Source organism: Demequina gelatinilytica (genome assembly GCF_000971115.1).
Lineage (GTDB): Bacteria > Actinomycetota > Actinomycetes > Actinomycetales > Demequinaceae > Demequina > Demequina gelatinilytica.
The window spans coordinates 91,552-113,293 of record NZ_BBLV01000007.1 but is presented as its reverse complement, the minus strand read 5'-3'; the positions used below and the strand labels follow the sequence as shown (position 1 = coordinate 113,293).

Below are 21,742 nucleotides of genomic sequence, written 5' to 3'. Positions count from 1 at the left end.
CATGAAGGGCCCGGTGACCGCCGGGCCCTTCGTCATGCCCGGCGGCGGAACAGGCTGCCGAGCTGGCGCAGGCGATGCGCGGCGCCCCACACGGTCACCTTGACCAGGGCCTCGCGGATGATGGCGCCCGACATCTTCGACTGACCGGCCTCGCGCTCGACGAACGTGATGGGCACCTCCGCCACCTGTGCGCCGGCCCGCAGCGCACGCCAGGCCATGTCGACCTGGAAGCAGTAGCCCTGCGAAGCGACGCCCCCGAGACCGAGCTCACGAAGCAGATCGGCGCGGTAGACGCGGAAGCCCGCCGTCGCATCGTGCACCGAGATGCCGAGCGCAAGGCGCACGTACGTGTTCGCGCCGACCGACAGCACCCGACGATGCCACGGCCAGTTGACCACGGAGCCACCGGGGATCCACCGCGATCCGATCACCAGGTCCGCGTCGGCGCATCGTGCCAGCAGCGCAGGCAGGTCCACCGCGCGGTGCGAACCGTCGGCATCCATCTCGCACAGCAGCGGGTAGCCGCGCTCGAGCCCCCACGCGAAGCCCGCCAGGTAGGCGGCGCCGAGCCCGTTCTTGGCGGTGCGGCGCAGCACATGGATGCGCGGGTCCTGGTCGGAGCGCTGCTGCGCCCACTCCCCCGTGCCGTCCGGTGAGCCGTCGTCGACCACCAGGACGTGGACCTCGGGCGCAGCGGCGAGCACCGCGTCGAGCTGCCGTGGCAGGGACTCACGCTCGTTGTACGTGGGGATGATGACGAGCGCTGCGGTCACCAGTCGTACCTCCTCGCGAGACGGGCGCGCACGGCGAGGCCCACGACGACCACCGGAAGCAGCAGGAACGCCCACCCGATGAACCAGCCGGCGTGCACGGCGGGCGTGACCTCGGTCCGCAGCCCGACGCGCGCGATCATGTGCTCCGCCTCGAAGAGCTCGGTCGACTCCACCACGTGCCCGCTCGGATCCACCACGGCGCTGACGCCGACGGTGGAGATCTGGACGGCCCAGCGGCCCGACTCGATGGCGCGCATGCGGGTCATCTGGAGCTGCTGGGTGCTCTCGGCCGTGCGACCGAAGGTCGCGTTGTTGGTGGGCACCACCAGGAGCTCGGCCCCCGCCGCGACCGCCTCGCGGACGATGGAGTCGTAGGCCACCTCGAAGCAGATCGGGGTCGCGATGCGCACCGACCTGTCGAGCGCCTCGACGGGCACCTCGACGGTCGCGACGCCCACGCCCGCGAGCATGTCGGTCACCTGGTCGACGATGGGCGCGACCTGGCGCGCGATCGAGCGCAGGGGGATGTACTCGGCGAACGGGGCCGGTCGCTGCTTCGAGTAGGTGTCGACCAGCCCGCCGTCCGCGTCGAACGCGAGCATCGTGTTGTACCGACCCTCGACGGGCGTGTAGTCGACCGTGCCCAGCAGCAGCGGCGCCCGCGTGGCCGTGATCGCCTCCTGCACCGCCGCCATGGTCTCCGCGTCGACGCGCGGATCGATGTCCGCCGCATTCTCGGGCCACACCACCAGGTCCACCGGATCGCCGTCTGTCTCCTCGGCGAGCCTCAGGGTCTCGGCCAGGTGGTTCTGCGTGACCTCGCGTGCCTGCGAGAAGGAGTCCAGACCCCTGTCCGGGACGTTGCCCTGCACCGCACCCACGCTCATGGTCCCGGACTGGGCCTGGCTGTCGAGCGGGACCAGGTAGCCCACCGCGAGGATCACCAGCGCGAGCACCGGCGCCGAAGCCGCCGTGACCACGTGCCGCGTCCGCGCGGACTCCCAGGCAAGGCCGAGCAAGGCGCCGGAGAGCACCACGGCGAAGGACACGAGCGGCACCCCGCCGAGCCACGCGAGGCGGGCCACCGGCGCGTCGACGAAGGCGTAGCCGATGCGGCCCCAGGGGAAGCCGCCGAACGGCACCATCCCTCGCAGCTGCTCGACACCGACCCAGATGAGCGCGAACGTGGGCGCCGCCGCCCACCGGTGCCCCTCGAGCATCCCGGAGCGCCGCACATGCGCCCACCCGATCCCGAGCAGGCCCCACGCGAGCCCCTCCGCGACGCTGAGAGCGATCCATGGGATGGGCCCGACCGCATAGTCCGCCCACCACAGGTGCGGCAGCATGAACGCAGTCCCGTACGCCCAGCCGAAGGCGAGCGCGCCCCAGGCCGTGGCTCGCTCGAGCGTCCACCACAGCACCGCGACGGAGACCGGCGCGAGGTACCACCAGGACATGTCCGGGAAGGCGAGGTTGAGGCCGGCTCCCGCGGCGATCGCCAGCAGGAGGTTCCTCAGTCCGGTCAGCACCAGGCAAGCCTACGGGTGCCGGGAGACCTCAATAGGCCACCACTCCCCTGCGCATCGCCTTGATCGCGCTCACCGCCGCCGCTCGTACGCTGGCGCTCGGGGCGACATCGGCGATCTGGTCGAGCGCGTCGATCACCTGCTTGCACCAGCGCACCATGTCGCCGGGAGCGAGCTCCGCACCCTTGAGCACCGCGTCGAGACCCTTGCCCTGCGCCCAGCCGTGGATGGGTCCCACGATCCCCCAGTGGGGCGCGGGCAGGTCGGGCAGGCCCCGCTCGCGTTGCAGGTCGTCGATCCGCGACCACAGGCGCACGGTGTCCTTGAGCGCCGTCCCGAGCACACCCGAGGACCCGCCGGGGACGTGGGGCGCGCGCGCCTCGTCCTCACGTCGTCCCTGGTAGAGCAGAGTGGAGACGGCGGCGGCGAGTGCCGGCGGGTGAAGCCGCTCCCACGCGCCCGTCCGGAGCGCCTCCGCGATCACGATGTCGTTCTCCGCGTACAGCCGCCTCATCATCTCGCCCGCGCGCGTGGGCGAGGGCGTGCCCTCGACCGTGTCGACGTAGCCGAGCTCGGTCAGGATCGAGAGCCGCCGGTCGAAGACCTTCGCGATCGATCCCGTCGCGCGTTGGATCTCGCCCACCACACGGTCCTTGTCGCGCAGGGTCCGGTGGTAGCGCTCGGCCCACCGCGCATGCGCCTCCCGGTCCGGGCACTGGTGGCACGGGTGCTCCCGCATGCGGCGGCGCACCTCGAGCTCCGCGGCCTCGTTCGAGGCCGCCTCGGGGTTGCGCTGACGGGTCCTCCGCAGCTCGAAGCTGCCCCGCGCATCGTCCATCACCTGGGCCAGCTCGCGCCGGCTGCGCGCGTTGCGCGCGTCGAACCGTCGGGGGACCTTGACCGCACCCACGGTCTCCAGGCCATGGTGGAGCTCGGACACCGCGAGGCGATGCACGCGCGCATGCTCGGTGACCACGAGCGGACGCGGCGCGACGGGGTTGTCGTCCGGCTGCACCACGGTCGCGAGGCCGGCACGGCGGCCGCCGCCGACGCGCACCACGTCGCCCAGCCGCAGCGCCGCGAGGGACGATGCGGTGGCCTCCTGGCGTGCGCGCTGGCTGGCCTTCGCGGCCTGCTTCTGCAGGCGTCCCAGCCGCTCGCGCAGGGCTGCGTACTCCATGAAGTCGCCGCGGTCGCATTCCGCGGCCTTGGCGTAGCCCGCGAGGGTCGACTCGAGCTCGCGTGCCTTGCGCGCCTTGCCCACCACGGACTGATCCGCCTGGTACTGGGCGAAGGACATCTCGAGCACCTCGCGCGCGCGCTCGAGGCCCAGCTGCGACAGGAGGTTGATCGCCATGTTGTAGGTGGGCTGGAACGAGCTGATGAGCGGGTACGTGCGCCGCGAGGCGAGGCGGCCCAGCTGGGTGACGTCGAAGCCGGGGTGCTCGACCACCACCGCGTGGCCCTCGATGTCGATGCCGCGACGGCCTGCACGGCCGGTGAGCTGCGTGTACTCCCCCGCCGTGAGGTCCTTGTGCCCCTGTCCGTCCCACTTCACCAGCTTCTCCAGCACCACGGAGCGGGCGGGCATGTTGATGCCGAGCGCGAGCGTCTCCGTCGCGTAGACCACCTTGATGAGGCCGGCGGCGAAGAGCTCCTCGACCACCTCCTTGAACAACGGGATCATGCCGGCGTGATGCGCCGCGATGCCTGCCTCGAGCCGGTCGCGCCAATGCGCGTAGCCGAGCGCCCCGAGGTCCTCCGTGGGGATCGAGGCGCAGCGCTGCTCGACGATGTGCGCGATCTCGCGGCGCTCGGCCTCGGTGGTGAGCACCATGCCCGCGGCGCGCACCTGGTCGGCGGCGTCCTCGCAGCCCGCGCGCGAGAAGATGAACACGATCGCCGGGAGCAGGCCCTGCTGGTCGAGCACGTCGATCACCGCGAAGCGCGGCGGCGCACGCCGTCCCTCCGGGCGCCTCCCTCCACGCGTCGGCCGCCCGGGCCCGCGTCCGCTGCCCTCGTGGCGCGACCGCTTGGCGACCGCCTCGAGCTCGGGGTTGAGGCGGGGCGTGAGCCCCGGATCCTGCGGGTCGACGCCCGGCCCGTAGAGGTCGAAGATCCCCTCGCGCAGCAGCACATGAGGCCACAGCGGCACGGGACGGTGCTCGGAGACCACCACGCGCGTGTCGCCCCGGACCTCGCGCAGCCATGCCCCGAACTCCTCCGCGTTGGACACGGTCGCGGACAGCGCGATGATCGAGGTCCGCTCCGGGAGGTGGATGATCACCTCCTCCCAGACCGAGCCGCGGAAGCGGTCTGCAAGGTAGTGGACCTCGTCGAGCACCACGACGCCCAGCTTGTCGATGGTCGACGATCCCGCGTAGATCATGTTGCGCAGGACCTCGGTGGTCATCACGATGATGTCCGCGTCGGGGTTGATGGTGGTGTCGCCGGTGAGGAGCCCGACGCAGTCCTCGCCGTAGGCCCGCTGGAGGTCGTGGAACTTCTGGTTCGAGAGCGCCTTGATGGGCGTCGTGTAGAAGGCCTTCTCGCCGTTGCGGAAGGCGTGGCGGACCGCATACTCCCCCACCAGGGTCTTGCCCGCACCGGTGGGCGCGGCGACCAGCACGCTGTGGCCGTCCGCGACGGCCTCGGACGCCTCGCGCTGGAAGGGGTCGAGCGGGAAGGACAGGCCCTCCTCGAACTCGACGAGGTCGGCGTGGCGCGCGCGTGCACGCGCCGCCGCATAGCGCTCGGCGGGGGTGGTCATGCCGTCAGGCTACTGTGCGCGCCCGCCCAGGACGGTGACCGCGCCGGGCACCGTGGAGACGTGGATCGGGGTCGCCCCGACCAGCTCGCCGTCCGCGAAGGCGGGCGGCAGCGGCGCGCCCGAGGCATCCGGCACGATGCTCACGGAGTCGACCTGCCGGATGGTGACCAGCGGGTCCGTCACGTGGCTGCCGTCCTTGAGCTTGGCGAATAGACGCGCGATGTCGCGCTTGCCCATGGCATCCGCCGTCACGAGCTCGAGCCGGCCGTCGCTCACGTGCGACCCGGGAGAGATCACCAGCCCGCCGCCGAAGACGCGCGCGTTGGCGACGGCCACGAGCGTGCACGTCTGCGTCCACTCGCGGCCGTCGGCGGTGATGCGCACGCCGTACGGGCGGAACCGCGGCAGCTCGTGCAGCGTCGCGACCTTGTACTTGAGCGGTCCTCGCGGGAACGAGATCGCGCGGGCGTAGGAGGCGACCGCGGCGTCGAGCCCCGCGGACAGGACCGCGCCGAAGTAGCGGGGCCGGCACGGTTCCTCGATCGCCTCGCCGTCCACCTTGCCCACGTCGAGCGTCACCGTCGAGCCGCGCAGGCCGTCCTCGATCCGTGCGACGGACGCGGCGATGTCGTGACGCGGCAGGCCCACGGCCGCCGCGATGTCGTCGCCCGAGCCCGCGGCCACGATGCCGAGAGCGAGCGGATGCTCGGCGCACACCTGCAGACCCAGGTGCGCCATGCCGTCCCCGCCGACCACCACCAATGCGTCGAGTGCGTCACGATGCGCCATCGCGGCCTCGTAGGACGCGGCCCATGAGCCGCGCGACAGGTCGATCAGGTGATGCCCGCCCGCGGCGAGCGCGGCCTTGGCCTCGGCTCCTCGTCGAGCCCCACGTCCCGACCCCGATGTCGGATTCGTGATGATGCCGATGGTCCTCACACGAAGGTCTCCACCTCTCTCGGGCGCCGGCGGTCCCGCAGCAGGCACACCCCCACCGCGGAGAAGTACAGCAGGACCATGGGGCCCGCCATGAACAGCATGGTGATCGCGTCGGGCGTGGGCGTGAGGATCGCCGCCGCCAGGAAGATGAGGAAGATCGCCCACCGCCAGCCGCGCATCCACGTGCGCCCCCGCACCAGACCGGTCCACGTGAGCGCGACCATCACCACGGGGAACACGAATGCGAGGCCGAACGCAAGGATCAGCCGCATCGCGAAGGTCATGAACAGCTGCGCGTCGAGGAAGTTGGCGGCACCCTCGGGGGTGAACCCCGTGAGGATCGCGATCGCGCGCGGGAACACCCACCACCCGAACGCCACACCGCCGAAGAACAGCGGCACCGCCGCTCCGAGGAACGCGAAGGTGTAGCGCTTCTCGCGCTGGTGGAGCCCCGGCGCCACGAAGGCCCACAGCTGGTAGAGCCACCACGGCGCGCTCACCACGATGCCCAGCACCAGGGACATCTTGAGCTGCATGTCGAGCGCGGTCGCGATGCCCGAGAAGTTGACCGTCACCAGGGCGTCGGCGCGCTCGGCGGCCTCGAGGACGGGTTGCTGAAGCGCCTCGAAGACGGGCGTGTAGAGGTACCAGCCTGCCACCATGCCGACCGCGATACCCGCGGCGGCGAGCACCACGCGCTTGCGGAACTCCCGCAGGTGCTCGGCCAGCGGCATGCGGGCATCGGGGTTGCCCCGACGCGCGCTGCTACTTCTCTGCGTCACGCGGCTCGTCCGAGGACGAGGTCGCGGGCTTCTCCTCGGCAGCACGCTCCTGGGCGGGCTTGTCGTCATCGGTGAGGGAGCGCGTCTCGTCCTTGAGGATGCGCATCGACTGGCCCAACGAGCGCGCGAGCTGCGGAAGCTTGGGCGCGCCGAACAGCAGCAGCACGATCAGGAGGACGATGAGTACTTCGCGGGGTCCCATGGGATGTAGCTCCTTCGAGGGGGTGACTGCTCGTCAGTCTATCGCTGGACGTCGAGCACAGCCTTCGCCTGACGCTCGAGCGCGTCGGCGAGTCGTCGAGGCGCGACGGCCCGCAGGTGCGGGGCCACCGCGAGCAGCCGCCCGGCGACGAACGCCGCGTCGACGACGTCGAAGGTGGCCACCACCGCATCGTCCGCGTCCTCGATGACCACGCCCGGCATGTCCTCGACCGCGTAGCGGCCCGAACGCCCGACCGTCACGGTGGCCCGGAAGGCCGGGGTGAGCGAGAAGCCCGCGGAATCCGTGGGCGGGTGCTCGATCGCCCCGTCCAGCACGGTCGCGGACGCGATCCGGTCCAGCCGCAGCACGCGGTAGTCCTGCGCGCGACGGCAGAAGCACTCGAGGTAGGCGTGCCCGTCGATGACCACCAGACGGTGCGGGTCGACGACGCGCGTCGAGCGCCGGTCCATGGCGTCCACGTACTCGATCTCGACGCGACGGTACCGGTCGATCGCCTCGACCAGGGGTTCGCGGATCTCCGCACCCACGTGGTCGTCGCCGACCACGGTGACCGGCTCGGAGAGCGCCTCGCGCAGCTTCTCGAGCAGGTGCGTGCCCGCGTCGGGGAGGGCGCCCGCCCCGCGCATCGTCGACAGCGCGCCGACGAGCGCCACCGCCTCGCGCGGGGACAGCCGCACCTGGGTGACGCCGTCGTTGCGCACCAGCGACGCGATGTCCTGGTCGAAGGCGTCCGCGGAGAAGTCGATCGGCAGCCACGAGTCGCCCGGTTCGGAGGCCACCCAGAGCGCGTTGATGTCGCTGCGCACCTGGGCGACGGAGACGCCGAAGTGCTCCGCGAGCTCCGAGAACGGCGTGTCGCCGTGGCGCTCGACATAGGTGAGGATGCCGAGCATCCGCACCAGCCGATCGGTCGCCTGCTCAGCCACGCTCCACCTCCAGCGCCGCCGTCGCGGCCTTCACCACGGCATCGGCGAGCGTCGCGGGGCGGACGATGCGTGCGCCCCCGGCCAGCGCGAGCACCTCCGCCACCAGCGCATCGCCGTGCGCATAGTCGACGTCGTAGAGCTCCCAGCCGTTCTCCGCACCCACGGGGGTCCCACGGCGGCGCAGCGCATGCCCCGACTCGGGACGGAGCGCGACACGCGCGGTAGCCACGTCGCCGCTCTCGGCGAGCGCGCCGAGAGGGATGTCCTTGGGGATCGCGTAGGCGCCGGGATCGCCGACCGGCCGCACCTTGCCGCCGATCCGCTGGATGCGGAACGTGCGCGGCTCCTCCCGGTCACGGTCGAAGCCGATCACGTACGCGATGCCCGCGCGCAGCACCACGCGCCACGGGTCGATGGTGCGCGTCCCTGCGCCGGAGCTCACCGAGGAGTACTCGAACCGCACCGACTGCCGGTCAGCGACGGCCTCGACAAGCGCCCCGAACGCGTCGTTCGCGACGGCGGGGAGCGCCGCGAAGGGCAGTTCCACGCGCGGGCCATGCTCCGCGGAGGAGGCGAGCTTCATCACGGTCTGGCGGGCGTCGCCGCCCAGCACCGCGCCACGCCAGTAGTCGGTCGCGATCGACACGACGGCGAGCTCCGCCGCGGTGAGATCGAGCGCGGGCATCGCCGCCTCGGCAGGCCGGATGCGGTACCCGATCTCGTCGCCGTGGACGGGATCCTCGATGGTCTCGATGGGCACGCCGAGCTCGCGCAGCTCCTTCTTGTCGCGCTCGAACATGCGCTCGAAGCTCGCCTCGGCCTTGCGCCGCTCCTCATCGTCCGCACCGTACGGCAACGGCTCGTAGCCCTCGATGGTGTCGCGGATCTGGTCGCGTGTGAGCCGGTGCCGCGTGCTGGAGAGCCCGATGATGAGGTTGAGCAGGCGCTGCGCCTTCTCGACCGCCATCAGACCCTGACCGCGAGCAGCTCGGTCGTGAGGATCGCGCGCGCACCCACCGCGTACAGCGCGTCCATGATGTGGTTCATCTCCTTGCGGGGGATCATCACGCGGACGGCGTGCCAGTCGGAGCCGTGCAGCGGCGTCACGGTGGGCGCCTCGAAGCCCGGGCTCACGGCGATCGCCTCGTCGAGCTTGTCCGCGGGGACGTCGTAGTCGACCAGGACGAACTTGCGCGCCGTGAGCACGCCGCGCAGACGACCCGTGAGGATCGCGATGTCCTCGACCGGCGCGTCCTGCGCCCGGATCAGGATCGCCTCGGAGCCGAGGATCGGCTCGCCGAAGATCTCGAGGCCCGCGGCGCGCAACGTGCTGCCGGTCGACACGACGTCGGCCACCACATCGGCCACGCCCAGGCGCACCGAGGACTCGACCGCGCCGTCGAGACGGACCACGGTCGCGGTGACGCCGTGCGACGCGAGGTGCTGCTCGACCAGGCGCGGGTAGGACGTCGCGACGCGCTTGCCGTCGACGTCGGCGATGGAGGCCGCGACGCCGGGCTTCGCGGCGTAGCGGAAGGTGGAGCCGCCGAAGCCGAGCTCGAGGTGCTCGACGGCGTCGGCCCCCGAGTCGATCAGCAGGTCGCGTCCCGTGATGCCGGCGTGCACCGTGCCGGCGCCCACGTACACCGCGACGTCGCGCGGGCGCAGGAAGAAGAACTCGACGTTGTTGCGCTCGTCGACCAGCACCAGCTCGCGGGGGTCGCGACGCTGCTGGTAGCCCGCCTCCTTGAGCAGCTGGACGGCGGGCTCGGACAGGGAGCCCTTGTTGGGCACGGCGATGCGGAGCACTTCTCTCCTCAAAGGTTCTTGTAGACGTCGTCGAGAGTGAGGCCCTTGGCGACCATCATCACCTGGGCCCAGTAGAGCAGCTGCGAGATCTCCTCGGCGGCCTCGTCGTCGGTCTGATGCTCGCAGGCCATCCAGGACTCCGCGGCCTCCTCGACCAGCTTCTTGCCGATCGCATGGACGCCCTTGTCGAGCATCTTGACGGTGCTCGAACCCTCGGGCCGCTCCACGGCACGGCGCTGCAACTCCTCGAACAGGCTCTCGAACGTCTTCACGTGCGCCAGCCTATCGGTCCCGGCCAGGCGGTCCGGCCTGGAAGCGGCAGTTCAGCGCAACCCGTCGCGGAGCACGAGGACGAGCATGCAGGCCCATGGCCCGGCCATGAGGACGGCCCCGATGACCGACAGGAGCAGCGAGCGCGCCGTCCAACCGCCGGTCATGATCGCGAGGTGGTCCGGCGCGAAGCGGTGGCGTCGCGCATGCGCGACCAGCGCGCACAGGATCGCCGCCACCGCGACGGCGCCGGGAAGCACCACCCATCCGATCAGCTCGAGCGGCGACAGGGGGTTCCCGCCGGCGGTCATGGCGGAGCCCAGGCCCGCGAGAAGGACCCACGGCGACGCGACCACGTACGCGATGCCCGCCAGCAGCGAGCAGAGGCCGAGGACGTGCGCGAGGGTCAGCACGCGTTCCGACGCCAGCGGCTGGCGGGCGCGCGCCGCAGCGCCGTCGGTCGTGGTGTTCACACCCGCACCCGACCACGCTCGCCACGGGCGTGCAAGCCCCCACATCGGGGGGCTCGGCGGCGCGAGCCGGAGGCTACAGACCCCGCAGGACCAGCGCTGTCGCCAGCGCGGCCTCGACCGCCTCGGCGCCCTTGTCCTCGCTCGAGCCCGGCAGGCCCGCGCGGTCGAGCGCCTGGGCGTCGTCGTCGGTGGTGAGGATGCCGAAGCCCACGGGCGTCGCGTGGACCCGCGCCACATCGGTCAGGCCGCGCGTGACCGCATCGCACACGTACTCGAAGTGCGGGGTGCCGCCACGGATCACGACGCCGAGGCATGCGATCGCGTCGACGCCCTTCCTGGCGAGCGCCTCGGCCACCACCGGCAGCTCGAACGCCCCCGGGACGCGGATGACCCGGTACGCCGCACCGGAGGACTCGGCCGCGCGGATCGCGCCCGCCACGAGCCCGTCCATGACCTCGGTGTGCCACGAGCTCGCGACGATCTCGACGGTCAGACCCGACGCGTCGACCTCGACGGTGGGCGCTCCTGCTCCGCTCATGCGTTGTCTCCCCACAGGTGTCCCATCCGCATCACCTTGGTGCGGATGTAGCTCTCGTTCTCCGGATGCGCACCCACGCGGTGCGGGATGCGATCGATGCAGTCGATCCCCGAGGCCCGGAGACCCTCGACCTTCGCCGGGTTGTTGGTCAGCAGACGGATCTGCATGAGACCCAGGTCGTGGAGGATCGAGGCGGCCGCGCCGTACTCCCGACGGTCCACAGGCAGCCCCAGATGGGTGTTGGCGTCCACCGTGTCGTAGCCCTGGTCCTGCAGCGCGTACGCCTGCACCTTCGCGGCGATGCCGATGCCGCGGCCCTCGTGCCCGCGCAGGTAGATCACCGCTCCCCCGTCCTCGACGATGCGCTGGATCGCGGCATCGAGCTGAGGACCGCAGTCGCAGCGCAGCGAGCCGAAGGCGTCCCCGGTGAGGCACTCCGAGTGGACGCGCACGTAGGGCACGGTCCCGGGCTTGGACGGGGCCACCAGCGCCACGTGCTCGTCGCCCGTGCGGGCGTCGCGGTACGCGTGGATGGTGACGTCGCCGTGCCGGGTGGGCAGGCGAGCCTCGCCCTGGTGGAGAACCCGCTCCGGTCGGGGCGCGATCGGAGGCGCGAGGTCGCCGACGGCGCGGCGGTACTCGATGAGGTCCTGGATGGTGAGGAATGTCAGCCCCTCGCGCTCGGCGAGCGAGGACGCGTCGCCCTGGCGCATCATCGTGCCGTCGTCGTTCACCATCTCGCCGATCACGCCCACGGGCTCGAGGCCCGCGAGGCGCGCGAGGTCCACGCAGGCCTCGGTGTGGCCGGGACGATGCAGCACCCCGCCGGGCACGGCGCGCAGAGGCAGCACGTGACCGGGTCGGATGAGGTCGTCCGCGTGCGCGTCGGGGTTCGCGAGCACCTTGAGGGTGGTGGTGCGGTCCGCGGCGGAGATGCCGGTGGTCACGCCGACCGCCGCGTCGACCGAGACCGTGTACGCCGTACGGCGCGGGTCCTGGCTCGACGGCACCATGAGGGGCAGGTTGAGCGCGTCGGCACGCTCGGTGGGCATCGGGGCGCACAGGTAGCCGCTCGAATGGCGGATGCCCCAGGCGATCCAGTCCACCGTGGCGGTCTCGGCGGCCATGATGAAGTCCGCCTCGTCCTCCCGGTCGCGCGAGTCGGACACCAGGACCGGCTTGCCGTCCCGCATGTCGGCGAGCGCGCGCTCGACCAGGGCGATCACGTCGAGGCTCATGCGTGGGCCGCCACGAGCTTCTCGACGTACTTGGCGACCACGTCGACCTCGACGTTGGCGCGCTGGCCGACCTCGATAGCCCCGAAGGTCGTCTCCGCGAGGGTGGTCGGGATGAGCGAGACCGTGACCCGCGCATCGTGGATCTCCGCGACCGTGAGGGACACGCCGTTGAGCGCGATCGAGCCCTTGCGGACCACGTAGCGCGTGAGCTCGGACGGGATCTCGAACGTGAGGTCGGTCCACTCGGCCTGGGAGTCGCGCATCGCGAGCGTCGCGACGCCGTCCACGTGGCCCTGCATGATGTGGCCGCCGAGGCGCCCGCCGGCGGGTGTCGCGCGCTCGAGGTTGACGCGGGAGCCCGCGGTCAGCTCGCCGAGCGCGGTGGTCTCGAGCGTCACACGCATGACGTCCGCGGTCCATGTGCTGCCCTCATGCGAGGCGACGGTGAGGCAGACGCCCTGGACGGCGATCGACTCGCCATGGACAAGATCGGTGAGGCCGGGGGCCTCGATGGTGAGCCGTGCGGTCGCGTCGGCGACGGTCACGGAGGTGACGGTGCCGAGCGACTCGACGATGCCGGTGAACATCTACTGCGGTCCTCTCTGGAAGAAGGCGGTGACCAGCGTATCGACGCCCAGGGCGGTCGCGGTCACGTCCCGCCCCCTCAACGCCCCGCCCATGGTCCCGATTCCCAGCTCCCCCACGGCCGATGTCCCGGCACCGAGGATGGCGGGCGCGATGTACGCATGGACCTCGTCGACGAGGCCCGCGCGCAGGAACGCGGTGGTCACCGTGCCCCCGCCTTCGACCACCACGGTACGCACCTCGCGCGCGGCGAGCGCGGCGAGCGCCTCATGGGGGTCGTGCGAGCGGATGGCGATGGCGTGGTCATCGCGCCACACCTTGGCGCCGAACGTGTCACGGAGTCCGAGCACCGCGCGGAGAGGCTGGTGGGGTTCCTCGACGTGCGGCGGACGGGCCGACAGGCTCGGATCGTCGGCGACGACCGTCCCCGTGCCGACGAGGATCGCGTCGACCTGGGCTCGCACGGAATGCGCGTGCGCCCGCGCCTCCTCACCCGTGATCCAGAAGCTGGTGCCGTCCACGGCCGCGGTGCGTCCGTCGAGCGTCTGGGCCCACTTGGCGATCACCCAGGGGCGTCCCCGCTCGACGGAGCCGAGCCAGCGGCGGTTGAGGGTGGCCGCGGGCGCATACGCTGCATGGCGCGCGTCGATGCCGCGTCCGCGCAGGACCTCCCCGCCTCCCGCGGCCTGCGGGTTGGGGTCCTCGACGGCGTAGCGGACGGTGCCGATGCCCGCGTCGGCGAGCGCCTCCGTGCAGGGACCGGTGCGACCGGTGTGGTTGCAGGGCTCGAGGGTCACGTACGCCGTGGCGCCGCCGACGTCATGCCCACGCTCGTGGGCGTCGGCGAGCGCCGCGGGCTCGGCGTGCGGGGTGCCCGCGCCCCGGTGCCAGCCCTCCCCGAGCACCGTGCCGTCGGTTCCGACGATGACGCAGCCCACCCGGGGGTTGGGACCGTAGGCGGGCCCGCGTGCGGCGAGCTCCACCGCGCGGGCGAGGTGCTCCGCGTCGATGCCGGTGGCCTCAGACCTGATGGCGCACCGCCCCTGCGAGCTCGCGCAACGCCGCGATCTCTGCGCCGCGGTGCTCGGCGCCGAAGATCGCGGATCCGGCGACCACCACGTCGCACCCGGCCTCGACCACGGTGCCGATGGTCGCGCGTGCGATGCCGCCGTCGGTCTGGATCCGGAGATCGCGCCCCGCAGCCTCGGCGGCGGCGCGAAGGGTGCGCAGCTTGGGCATCATGTCCTCCATGAACGCCTGGCCGCCGAAGCCGGGTTCGACCGTCATGACCAGCACCATGTCGAGCGTGTCGATGAGCGGCAGCACCTGCTCCACGGCCGTGCCGGGCTTGATGGCGCACGAGGCACGCTTGCCCAGGCTGTGGAGATCGGCCGCGATCGTGCGCGGATCGCGTGCCGCCTCGAGGTGGAACGTCACCGAGGCTGCACCGGCCTCCGCGTAGCGAGGGGCCCAGCGGTCGGGGTCGTCGATCATGAGGTGCGCGTCGATCGGGAGCGGGGAGACCTCGGCGATGCGCTCGACCACGGGCAGCCCGAGCGTCATGTTGGGCACGAAGTGCCCGTCCATCACATCGACGTGCAGCCAGTCCGCATCGGCGACCTCGAGGATGTCCCGCTCGAGGTTCGCGAAGTCGGCGGACAGGATGCTCGGCGCGATCTGGATGGCCATGCCAGAAGCCTAGTGGCCGCCGCTGGCGCCGCCCCACCGGGCCCGATCCCCTAGCCTCGGCGAGGCACGCCTTCTCCACTCTGGAGCACGCCGGGCTGCTGGTGCTCGTGCTGCTGTGGGAGACCGTGATCTCGACGCTGTAGCGCGGCGGACCCGGGGAGGTCAGGCGGTGGGCTTCTCCAGGAGTGCGAGGAACATCGCGTCGGTGCCGTGCACATGGGTCCACAGCTGGACGTGAGGGCCCTCGCCCCACACGCGCGGGACCGTGCCGGTGACCGCCGCGACAGCGTCGCGTGCGTCGACCTGGCGCAGCGTGGTGCCGGCCACGATGCCGCGCGTCTCCGCGAGCACAGGGGAGCACGTGATGTAGGCGAGCAGCCCTCCGGGAGCGAGGAGGCGCTCCGCGTTGGCGAGCAGCGCCTTCTGCAGGTCCACGAGCTCGGCAAGGTCCTCAGGCTGGCGACGCCAGCGCGACTCGGGACGGCGCCTCAGCGCACCCAGCCCCGAGCACGGCGCATCGAGCACGATGCGGTCGTAGGTGCCGTCCTCGCCCCACGTGGTGCCGTCCCCGGTATGCACCGTGACCACGCCCTCCGGAACGGCACGCGTCGAGCGTCGGACCAGGTCGGCGCGATGCGGATGGAGCTCGACCGCGTCGAGCGTCGCGGCGCCGTCGGCGGCGAGCGCGCCGAGCAGGGCGGCCTTGCCTCCCGGACCGGAGCACAGGTCGAGCCACCGCTCCCCCGGCTCGACGGGCTGCGCGTACGCCAGCGCGGCGGCGACCACCTGGCTGCCCTCGTCCTGCACGGCCGCGGTGCCGTCCGCGACCGCCTCGAGGTCACCCGGACGCCCGCCGGGCAGCACCACGGCGTAGGGCGAGTACTCGCCGGCCTCGCCGCCCGCCTGCTGGATGAGCTCCTCACGGTCGACCAGACCGGGACGCGCCACGAGCGTGACGCGTGCCGGAGAGTTGTCGGACTCGAGGAGCGCGGTCACCTCGCCCCCGTGGCCGTCTGCGGCGAGCGCCTCCTCGAGCTCGCGCACCACCCACTCCGGGTGCGAATGGCGCGTGGCGACCGCCGCGCGCGAATCGCCCGCGGCCACGGCGGCAAGCCAGCCCTCCGCGTCGCGCTCGGTCACCCGGCGCATGATCGCGTTCGCGAACTTGGCGGCGCCGGCACCGCGCTCGCGGCGGACCTGGTCGACCGTCTCGTTCACGGCGGCGTGTGCGGGTACCCGCATCGCGATCGCCTGGTGCGTGCCGAGCCACAGCGCGACGCGCACCTCCGGGTCCAGGTCTCGGGGGTCCCGGCCGGACGCCTTGCCGATGATCGCGTCGTAGAGCCCCCGCATGCGCAGCGCGCCGTAGGCGAGCTCCGTGGTGAAGCCCGCGTCCCGCCCCTCGAGCCCTGCCTTCTCGAGCAGCGACGGGAGCAGCAGGTTCGCGTACGCGCCCTCGGTCGAGACCGCCATCACGCAGTCGTAGGCGACGTCCCGGGCGCGGCTCATGCCTCCCCCAGCTGGGCGCCCTCGCCCAGGCGTGCACCGCGCCACCAGGCCGCGGCGTCCATCGGCTTCTTGCCGGCGGGTGCGATCCAGCTGAGCGCGACGGGCTCCGTGCCCGTACCGACCAGCACCTCGCCGGCCTCCTCCCGGAGCTGGCCTGGGACGGTGCCGGCGCGCTGCGGGCGCGGCGACACCGGGCCGAGCTTCGCGACCGAGCCATCAGGAAGCGTGGTCCACGCCCCGGGTGCGGGCGTGCACCCCCGGATGCGCCGGTCGACGATGTGCCCGGCGAGGTCCCATCGCACGTACGCGTCCTCGCGCGTGAGCTTCTCCGCGTAGCTGACATCGTCGCCGCTCTGCGCGGCGGGTCGGGCCGCGCCGGAGTCCAGCGCCTCGAGCGACTGCACCATCAGGGGCGCGCCCAGCCGGGCCAGCCGCTCGAGCAGGTCGCCGGCGGTGTCGGTCACGCGGATGCGCTCGGTGAGCGTGCCGATGACCGGGCCTGTGTCGAGGCCCTTCTCGATGACGAACGTGCTCGCGCCCGTCACCTCGTCGCCGGCCATGATCGCGCGCTGCACCGGGGCGGCGCCACGCCAGGTGGGCAGCACGGAGAAGTGCAGGTTGACCCACGCGAGCCGGACCGCGGCGAGCAGCCGGGGCCGGAGGATCTGTCCATACGCGACCACCGCCGCCGCATCGACCTCGAGCTCCTCGACGCGCGCGACCACCTCGGGCGCCGACGCCTTCTCCGGCGTCCACACGTCGAGGCCGCGCTCGAGCGCGTACTCCTTGACGGGCGACGGATGGAGCGTGCGACCACGCTTGCCGCGCGCGTCGGGCTGGGTGAGGACCGCCACGATCTCGTGGCCCGCGTCCTCGAGGGCGGCCAACGTCGGGACGGCGATCTCAGGCGTTCCGGCGAAGATCAGGCGCATCGGACCAGTCTAGGGCGGCGCTCAGGACACGGGGTCCAGCGGGGCGTCGACGCGCATGCGCAGCTCCCCGTCGCCCACCTTGGAGAACTCCTGCTGACGTCGGCGCAGCACGTCCACGACGCCCTGGGCCGCGCGACGTGTCACCAGCAGCGTGACGCCGCCCTTGGCCTCCACCACGGCGACGTCGCGATGGCGCTCGAGGCGCTCACCCTCGACGGTCTCCGACAGCGCGAGCGTCAGCACCGGCCGCTCGCCCCAGAGCCGGATCGCCCTCCGATACGGGGGGAGCATCAGGTCGGCGCGCTCGACGTAGGCCTCCCAGGCCGAGTCGCCCGCGGACCAGCCCACCAGCGCCTCACGCACCGCGGGCGGCAGCTCGCCCACCGCGAGCACCTCTCCCCCGTCCCCGCGCGGCCGCGCGAGCGCCGCGACGGACAGCCACCAGCGCAGCGCCTGGAGCTCGGCTCCGAGCGCGCCACCCGCGGGGACGTCGGCGCCCACGATGACGATGCTCGCGTAGCCGCCTGCGACGGCGGGCAGGGCCCCGGGTGTGGCGACCACGATGCCCTCGGAGACCCGCCCGTCGGGCACGGTCCCCACCGCGCCCGCAGAGAGGGTCACGGGGACACCCGGCGCCATCGCGGTGACCTGCTCCGCGATCCGTTCGACGCCCTGCCTCAGCTGCTTGGTGGCCGGCGAGCCGCACTCGCCGCAGTGCCAATGCGGGTGCTCCGCACCGCACTCGGCGCACCGCAACGGGTCCGTGGCGGAGTCCCGGCGCAGTGGGCCCTCGCACGCCGGGCACGCGGCCCATGCGCCGCAGCGGGCGCAGGCCGTGGCGCGCACATAGCCCGCGCGCGGCACCATGATGCCGACCGGCCCGCGCTCGAGGGCGCCGCGCGCACGCCGCCACACGGAGGCCGGCATCCAGTGCCATCCGGAGGCGCCCTCGGCCTCGCGCCGGGCATCGTCCACGACGGTGACCAGCGGCGTCGCGACCCGGACCTCGTTGCGGGCCACGCCCGCGCGCTCCGCCCACCCGTGGGCGACCAGGGACATCGCCTCGACACTCGGCGCGTAGGAGGCCAGGAGCACCCCGGCGCCCGCCTCGTCCGCCCGCATCGCGGCCAGCGTACGGGCGTGCGGGTAGGGCGCGTGGGGGTCGTCGTACACGGGCGAGGCGTCGTCCCATATGACGATCAGACCGAGCGCCGGCACCGGCTGGAGCGCGACCGGGCGCGTCCCGAGCACGATCCGCACGTGGCCCTGGAGCGCCGCGAGGTACGAGCCGAACCGGACCGAGGAGCCGTCGTCGGCGTGGAGCACCGCGAAGTGACCGCCCGAGCGCGCGGTCCAACGCGACAGACCCGCACGCTCCAACGCCTCCGCGGCGGCCGCGACCGCGCGCGCGTCAGGGAGGATCACCAGGGAGGACAGCCCGCGGGATGCGACGGCGACCGCCGGTGCCAGCAGCGCGTCGACGGGGAGCCCGTGACGACGCGAGGGGTCGGGGACCGCCTCCCACACGATGCGCGCGCCGCGCGCGACGGCGTCGTCGGGAAGCGAGACCTGCGCCGCCGCGCTCGCGAGCGTCGCATGCGCCTCGCGGAAGGCCTGCTCGTCATGCTCGACGGTGGACCAGTCGCGCTTCTCGACCCCGGCGACCCGCGGCGGGGCCATGAGCCTCAGCACGTCCCACAGCCCGCCGCCGTACCGCCGCGCTACCTGCTCGGCGAACGCGATGGCCGCGGGCGTGTAGGAGGGCACGGCGGAGCACGAATGGAGCGGCAGCAGCGTGCCGTCGAAGTCGCTGTCGTCGTCCAGCGCGATGACCACCCCGTTGAGCAGCCGACCGCTGAACCGCACGCGCACACGTGATCCCACCGCGACGCTGGCGCGCAGCTTCTCCGGAACCTCGTAGTCGAAGGGTCTGTCGAGGTGCGGCAGCTCGCTGTCGACGCATACGCGCGCGACAGTACGGGGCAGCAACGCGGCTATCGGACCGCGCTCGCGAGATCGGCGGCGCGGTCGGTGCGCTCCCACGTGAAGTCGGGCAGCTCGCGGCCGAAGTGCCCGTACGCGGCGGTCTGGCGGTAGATCGGGCGGCGCAGGTCGAGCGCCTCGATGATCGCTCCGGGGCGGAGATCGAACACGTCACGGATCGCGGCGACGATCCCGGCCTCGGCCACGGTGGCCGTGCCGAAGGTCTCGACGTACAGGCCCACGGGATGCGCCGTGCCGATCGCGTACGCGACCTGGACCTCGCAGCGGTCGGCCAGGCCGGCGGCGACCACGTTCTTCGCGACCCAACGCATCGCGTAGGCCGCCGAGCGGTCGACCTTCGACGGGTCCTTGCCGGAGAACGCACCGCCGCCGTGGCGCGCCATGCCACCGTACGTGTCGACGATGATCTTGCGACCCGTGAGGCCCGCGTCGCCCTTGGGGCCGCCGATCTCGAAGCGACCGGTGGGGTTGATGAGGGAACGATGCGCGGACGCGTCGAGCTCGTAGCGAGCGAGGACCGGGGCGATCACCAGCTCCTCGACGGCGGCGCGCAGGTCCTCCGTCGCGACCTCCTCCGCGTGCTGGGTCGACACGACGACCGTGTCCACCGACACGGCGCGCTCGCCGTCGTAGCCGATGGTCACCTGCGCCTTGCCATCCGGACGCAGCCCGGCGACCTCGCCGCTGCGACGCACCTGGGCCAGACGCGCCGTCAGCGCGTGCGCCATGTGGATGGGCAGCGGCATGAGCTCGGGCGTGTCCTTGCAGGCGTACCCGAACATCAGGCCCTGGTCGCCCGCGCCGAGCTCCTGCGCGTCGGAGTCCGTTGCGTTGCCCACCCCCATCCAGATGTCGGGCGACTGCTCGCCGATCGACACCGACACGCCGCACGAGTCGCCGTCGAAGCCGGCGTGCGAGGACGTGTAGCCGATGTCGTTCACCACGCCCCGGATGGTGCCCGGGATGTCGACGTACGCCTCCGTGGTCACCTCACCCGCGACGTGCACGAGCCCGGTGGTCACCATCGTCTCCACCGCGACGCGCGACAGCGGGTCCTGCCGCAGCATCTCGTCGAGGATCGCGTCGGAGACCTGGTCGCAGATCTTGTCGGGGTGACCCTCGGTCACGGACTCGGAGGTGAACAGCCTGAGGGAGGTCATGCCGGACATCGTAATGGCGGGGTGCGACCGTCTCACCGCGCACGTGTCGGGCCGGCGCCACGGCGCATGATCGGCGGGGCTCAGCCGCGCAGGCGTGCCACCGCGTCGAGCACCGCATGCGCGACCGCGAGCTTGGGCCCGGCGGCCCGCCCGACCTCCGCGCCGGCGGCGTCGAGCATCGTCACCTCGTTGGGGACGTCGCCGAAGCCTCGCCCCTCCCCCACGGGGTTGAAGACGAGCAGGTCGGCACCCTTGCGCCGCGCCTTGGCGCGCGCATGCTCGACCGCGGACGTCGCATCGTCGCCCGTCTCCGCGGCGAAGCCCACGACCGTGCGGCCCGGCACCGCCTCGAGGACCAGCGAGCGGAGGATGTCCTCCGTCTCGACGAGCTCGAGCGTGAGCGCGCCGCTGCCGTCCTTCTTGATCTTGGTGGCCGAGGCCTCGCGGGGACGGAAGTCCGCGACGGCGGCCGCCATCACCACCACGTCGGCCTCGGCTGCAGACTGGCGCACGGCCCGGGCGAGCTCCGCGCTGGTCTCGACGTCGACGCGGGCGACGCCCTCGCTCAGCGGGAGGGCCACGTTCGCCGCGACCACGGTCACGTGCGCACCGCGCTCGCGCGCCGCCTCGGCGAGCGCGAAGCCCTGATGCCCCGACGAACGGTTGCCCAGGTAGCGCACGGCGTCGATGGGCTCGCGGGTCCCCCCGGCGGAGATGACGATGCGCACGCCGGCAAGGTCGCCCCACGGCGCGGAGGAGGTCCCGTCGGGCATGGGCCCGGAGCCCACCACCGCATACGCAGCGGCGACGATCTCCTCCGGCTCCGGAAGGCGCCCGGGGCCCGAGTCGGGCCCGGTCAGGCGGCCGACCGCGGGATCGATGACGGTGACGCCCCGCTCCCGCAGCGTCGCGACGTTGGCCTGAGTCGAGGGCTTCTCCCACATCTCGGTGTGCATCGCAGGGGCGACGACCACGGGGGCGCGCGTCGCAAGCAGCGCGTTGCCCAGGAGGTCGCGTGCCTCACCGTGGGCGAGCTGCGCGAGGAAGTCGGCGGTCGCCGGAGCGACCAGCACGAGGTCCGCCTGCTGGCCGAGCCTCACGTGCTCGACCGCGGGGACGTTGTCGAAGGTGTCCGTCGTGGCGGGAAGGCCCGACAACGCCTCCCACGTCGCGCGCCCCACGAACTGCAACGAGGCAGCCGTGGGGACCACGCGGACGGTGTGCCCGTCCTCCTTGAGGCGTCTCAGCACGATGGCGGCCTTGTACGCCGCGACACCGCCGGTGACGCCCAGGAGGACGCGCACGGAAGGGGTTACTGCTGCTCGGCGGAGTCGCCGAGCTCGAGCAGGTCGCCCTGGTTGAGCTCGCGCAGCGCGACCGACAGCGGCTTGTCGGTGGTGTCGGCCTCGACGAGCGGGCCCACGTTCTCGAAGTGGCCCTCGCCCAGCGCCTCGTAGTACGAGTTGATCTGGCGCGCACGCTTGGACGCGTAGATCACCAGGGCGTACTTCGAGTCGACCTTGGCGAGCAGCTCGTCGATCGGCGGGTTGGTGATGCCGATGGGGTTGGCGACGGTTCCGGCCACGTTCACTCCTC

22 protein-coding genes are annotated in these 21,742 nt (G+C 72.5%); all 22 read right to left on the bottom strand.

What is annotated here, in order from left to right; all coding sequences use genetic code 11:
• Positions 1-32: 32 nt before the first annotated feature.
• The gene (locus AOM00_RS07535; protein ID WP_062517275.1) at positions 33-776 is read right to left on the bottom strand and encodes a polyprenol monophosphomannose synthase; all 744 of its coding nucleotides are present in this window, start codon (positions 774-776) and stop codon (positions 33-35) included.
• The gene (gene lnt, locus AOM00_RS07530; RefSeq protein WP_062517203.1) at positions 770-2,302 is read right to left on the bottom strand and encodes an apolipoprotein N-acyltransferase; all 1,533 of its coding nucleotides are present in this window, start codon (positions 2,300-2,302) and stop codon (positions 770-772) included. Before lnt ends, AOM00_RS07535 begins: the two co-directional genes overlap by 7 nt.
• A 28-nt stretch (positions 2,303-2,330) precedes the next feature.
• On the bottom strand, positions 2,331-5,069 hold the full coding sequence (locus AOM00_RS07525) for a DEAD/DEAH box helicase (RefSeq protein ID WP_062517202.1): 2,739 nt from the start codon (positions 5,067-5,069) through the stop codon (positions 2,331-2,333).
• A gap of 9 nt (positions 5,070-5,078) precedes the next feature.
• Entirely contained in the window at positions 5,079-6,008 is a 930-nt protein-coding gene (locus tag AOM00_RS07520) for a diacylglycerol/lipid kinase family protein (protein WP_062517201.1), read from the bottom strand.
• Entirely contained in the window at positions 6,005-6,790 is a 786-nt protein-coding gene (gene tatC / locus AOM00_RS07515; RefSeq protein ID WP_228373438.1) for a twin-arginine translocase subunit TatC, read from the bottom strand. Before tatC ends, AOM00_RS07520 begins: the two co-directional genes overlap by 4 nt.
• Positions 6,774-6,992: a Sec-independent protein translocase subunit TatA gene (gene tatA, locus AOM00_RS07510; protein WP_062517199.1), complete on the bottom strand. Its 219-nt coding sequence runs from the start codon at positions 6,990-6,992 to the stop codon at positions 6,774-6,776. The genes tatC and tatA overlap by 17 nt, the downstream gene beginning before the upstream one ends.
• 38 nt (positions 6,993-7,030) lie before the next feature.
• Positions 7,031-7,939 carry a helix-turn-helix transcriptional regulator gene (locus AOM00_RS07505; protein ID WP_062517198.1) on the bottom strand — a complete coding sequence of 303 codons (909 nt, stop codon included), beginning with the start codon at positions 7,937-7,939 and terminating at the stop codon, positions 7,031-7,033.
• Entirely contained in the window at positions 7,932-8,906 is a 975-nt protein-coding gene (locus AOM00_RS07500; RefSeq protein ID WP_062517197.1) for a helix-turn-helix transcriptional regulator, read from the bottom strand. Before AOM00_RS07500 ends, AOM00_RS07505 begins: the two co-directional genes overlap by 8 nt.
• Entirely contained in the window at positions 8,906-9,748 is an 843-nt protein-coding gene (hisG, locus tag AOM00_RS07495; protein WP_062517196.1) for an ATP phosphoribosyltransferase, read from the bottom strand. The genes AOM00_RS07500 and hisG overlap by 1 nt, the downstream gene beginning before the upstream one ends.
• 8 nt (positions 9,749-9,756) lie before the next feature.
• A complete protein-coding gene (locus tag AOM00_RS07490; protein ID WP_062517195.1) occupies positions 9,757-10,020 on the bottom strand; it encodes a phosphoribosyl-ATP diphosphatase in 264 nt (87 codons plus the stop codon).
• Positions 10,021-10,071: 51 nt separating this feature from the next.
• Positions 10,072-10,491, bottom strand: coding sequence for a hypothetical protein (locus tag AOM00_RS07485; protein WP_062517194.1), 420 nt, complete (start codon positions 10,489-10,491; stop codon positions 10,072-10,074).
• A 73-nt stretch (positions 10,492-10,564) separates the two neighbouring features.
• Positions 10,565-11,029: a 6,7-dimethyl-8-ribityllumazine synthase gene (gene ribH / locus AOM00_RS07480; RefSeq protein WP_062517193.1), complete on the bottom strand. Its 465-nt coding sequence runs from the start codon at positions 11,027-11,029 to the stop codon at positions 10,565-10,567.
• Positions 11,026-12,267, bottom strand: coding sequence for a GTP cyclohydrolase II (gene ribA / locus AOM00_RS07475; protein WP_174442335.1), 1,242 nt, complete (start codon positions 12,265-12,267; stop codon positions 11,026-11,028). Before ribA ends, ribH begins: the two co-directional genes overlap by 4 nt.
• Complete coding sequence (locus tag AOM00_RS07470; RefSeq protein ID WP_062517192.1) at positions 12,264-12,854, bottom strand: riboflavin synthase; 591 nt, start codon at positions 12,852-12,854, stop codon at positions 12,264-12,266. Before AOM00_RS07470 ends, ribA begins: the two co-directional genes overlap by 4 nt.
• Positions 12,855-13,862 carry a bifunctional diaminohydroxyphosphoribosylaminopyrimidine deaminase/5-amino-6-(5-phosphoribosylamino)uracil reductase RibD gene (ribD, locus tag AOM00_RS07465; RefSeq protein WP_228373441.1) on the bottom strand — a complete coding sequence of 336 codons (1,008 nt, stop codon included), beginning with the start codon at positions 13,860-13,862 and terminating at the stop codon, positions 12,855-12,857.
• 10 nt (positions 13,863-13,872) lie between these two features.
• Positions 13,873-14,541, bottom strand: coding sequence for a ribulose-phosphate 3-epimerase (rpe, locus tag AOM00_RS07460; RefSeq protein WP_062517190.1), 669 nt, complete (start codon positions 14,539-14,541; stop codon positions 13,873-13,875).
• Positions 14,542-14,703: 162 nt separating this feature from the next.
• Complete coding sequence (locus AOM00_RS07455) at positions 14,704-16,050, bottom strand: RsmB/NOP family class I SAM-dependent RNA methyltransferase (protein WP_062517189.1); 1,347 nt, start codon at positions 16,048-16,050, stop codon at positions 14,704-14,706.
• Complete coding sequence (gene fmt / locus AOM00_RS07450; RefSeq protein ID WP_062517188.1) at positions 16,047-16,982, bottom strand: methionyl-tRNA formyltransferase; 936 nt, start codon at positions 16,980-16,982, stop codon at positions 16,047-16,049. The genes AOM00_RS07455 and fmt overlap by 4 nt, the downstream gene beginning before the upstream one ends.
• Positions 16,983-17,003: 21 nt before the next feature.
• The gene (locus AOM00_RS07445) at positions 17,004-18,971 is read right to left on the bottom strand and encodes a primosomal protein N' family DNA-binding protein (RefSeq protein WP_156159083.1); all 1,968 of its coding nucleotides are present in this window, start codon (positions 18,969-18,971) and stop codon (positions 17,004-17,006) included.
• A gap of 5 nt (positions 18,972-18,976) precedes the next feature.
• Complete coding sequence (metK, locus tag AOM00_RS07440) at positions 18,977-20,146, bottom strand: methionine adenosyltransferase (RefSeq protein WP_062517186.1); 1,170 nt, start codon at positions 20,144-20,146, stop codon at positions 18,977-18,979.
• Positions 20,147-20,226: 80 nt separating this feature from the next.
• Positions 20,227-21,450 (bottom strand): bifunctional phosphopantothenoylcysteine decarboxylase/phosphopantothenate--cysteine ligase CoaBC, encoded by a 1,224-nt coding sequence (gene coaBC, locus AOM00_RS07435; RefSeq protein ID WP_062517185.1) that lies wholly within the window; start codon positions 21,448-21,450, stop codon positions 20,227-20,229.
• 8 nt (positions 21,451-21,458) lie between these two features.
• Positions 21,459-21,731 carry a DNA-directed RNA polymerase subunit omega gene (rpoZ, locus tag AOM00_RS07430; RefSeq protein ID WP_042212120.1) on the bottom strand — a complete coding sequence of 91 codons (273 nt, stop codon included), beginning with the start codon at positions 21,729-21,731 and terminating at the stop codon, positions 21,459-21,461.
• Positions 21,732-21,742 lie beyond the last annotated feature (11 nt).

Bases quoted from the DNA above. Each gene is read 5' to 3' on its own strand.
- AOM00_RS07525 (WP_062517202.1), bottom strand. From the start codon at position 5,069: ATGACCACCCCCGCCGAGCGCTATGCGGCGGCGCGTGCACGCGCGCGC.
- tatA (WP_062517199.1), bottom strand. From the start codon at position 6,992: ATGGGACCCCGCGAAGTACTCATCGTCCTCCTGATCGTGCTGCTGCTG.
- AOM00_RS07500 (WP_062517197.1), bottom strand. From the start codon at position 8,906: ATGGCGGTCGAGAAGGCGCAGCGCCTGCTCAACCTCATCATCGGGCTC.
- ribH (WP_062517193.1), bottom strand. From the start codon at position 11,029: ATGAGCGGAGCAGGAGCGCCCACCGTCGAGGTCGACGCGTCGGGTCTG.
- ribA (WP_174442335.1), bottom strand. From the start codon at position 12,267: ATGAGCCTCGACGTGATCGCCCTGGTCGAGCGCGCGCTCGCCGACATG.
- AOM00_RS07470 (WP_062517192.1), bottom strand. From the start codon at position 12,854: ATGTTCACCGGCATCGTCGAGTCGCTCGGCACCGTCACCTCCGTGACC.
- rpe (WP_062517190.1), bottom strand. From the start codon at position 14,541: ATGGCCATCCAGATCGCGCCGAGCATCCTGTCCGCCGACTTCGCGAAC.
- AOM00_RS07455 (WP_062517189.1), bottom strand. From the start codon at position 16,050: ATGAGCCGCGCCCGGGACGTCGCCTACGACTGCGTGATGGCGGTCTCG.
- fmt (WP_062517188.1), bottom strand. From the start codon at position 16,982: ATGCGCCTGATCTTCGCCGGAACGCCTGAGATCGCCGTCCCGACGTTG.
- metK (WP_062517186.1), bottom strand. From the start codon at position 20,146: ATGACCTCCCTCAGGCTGTTCACCTCCGAGTCCGTGACCGAGGGTCAC.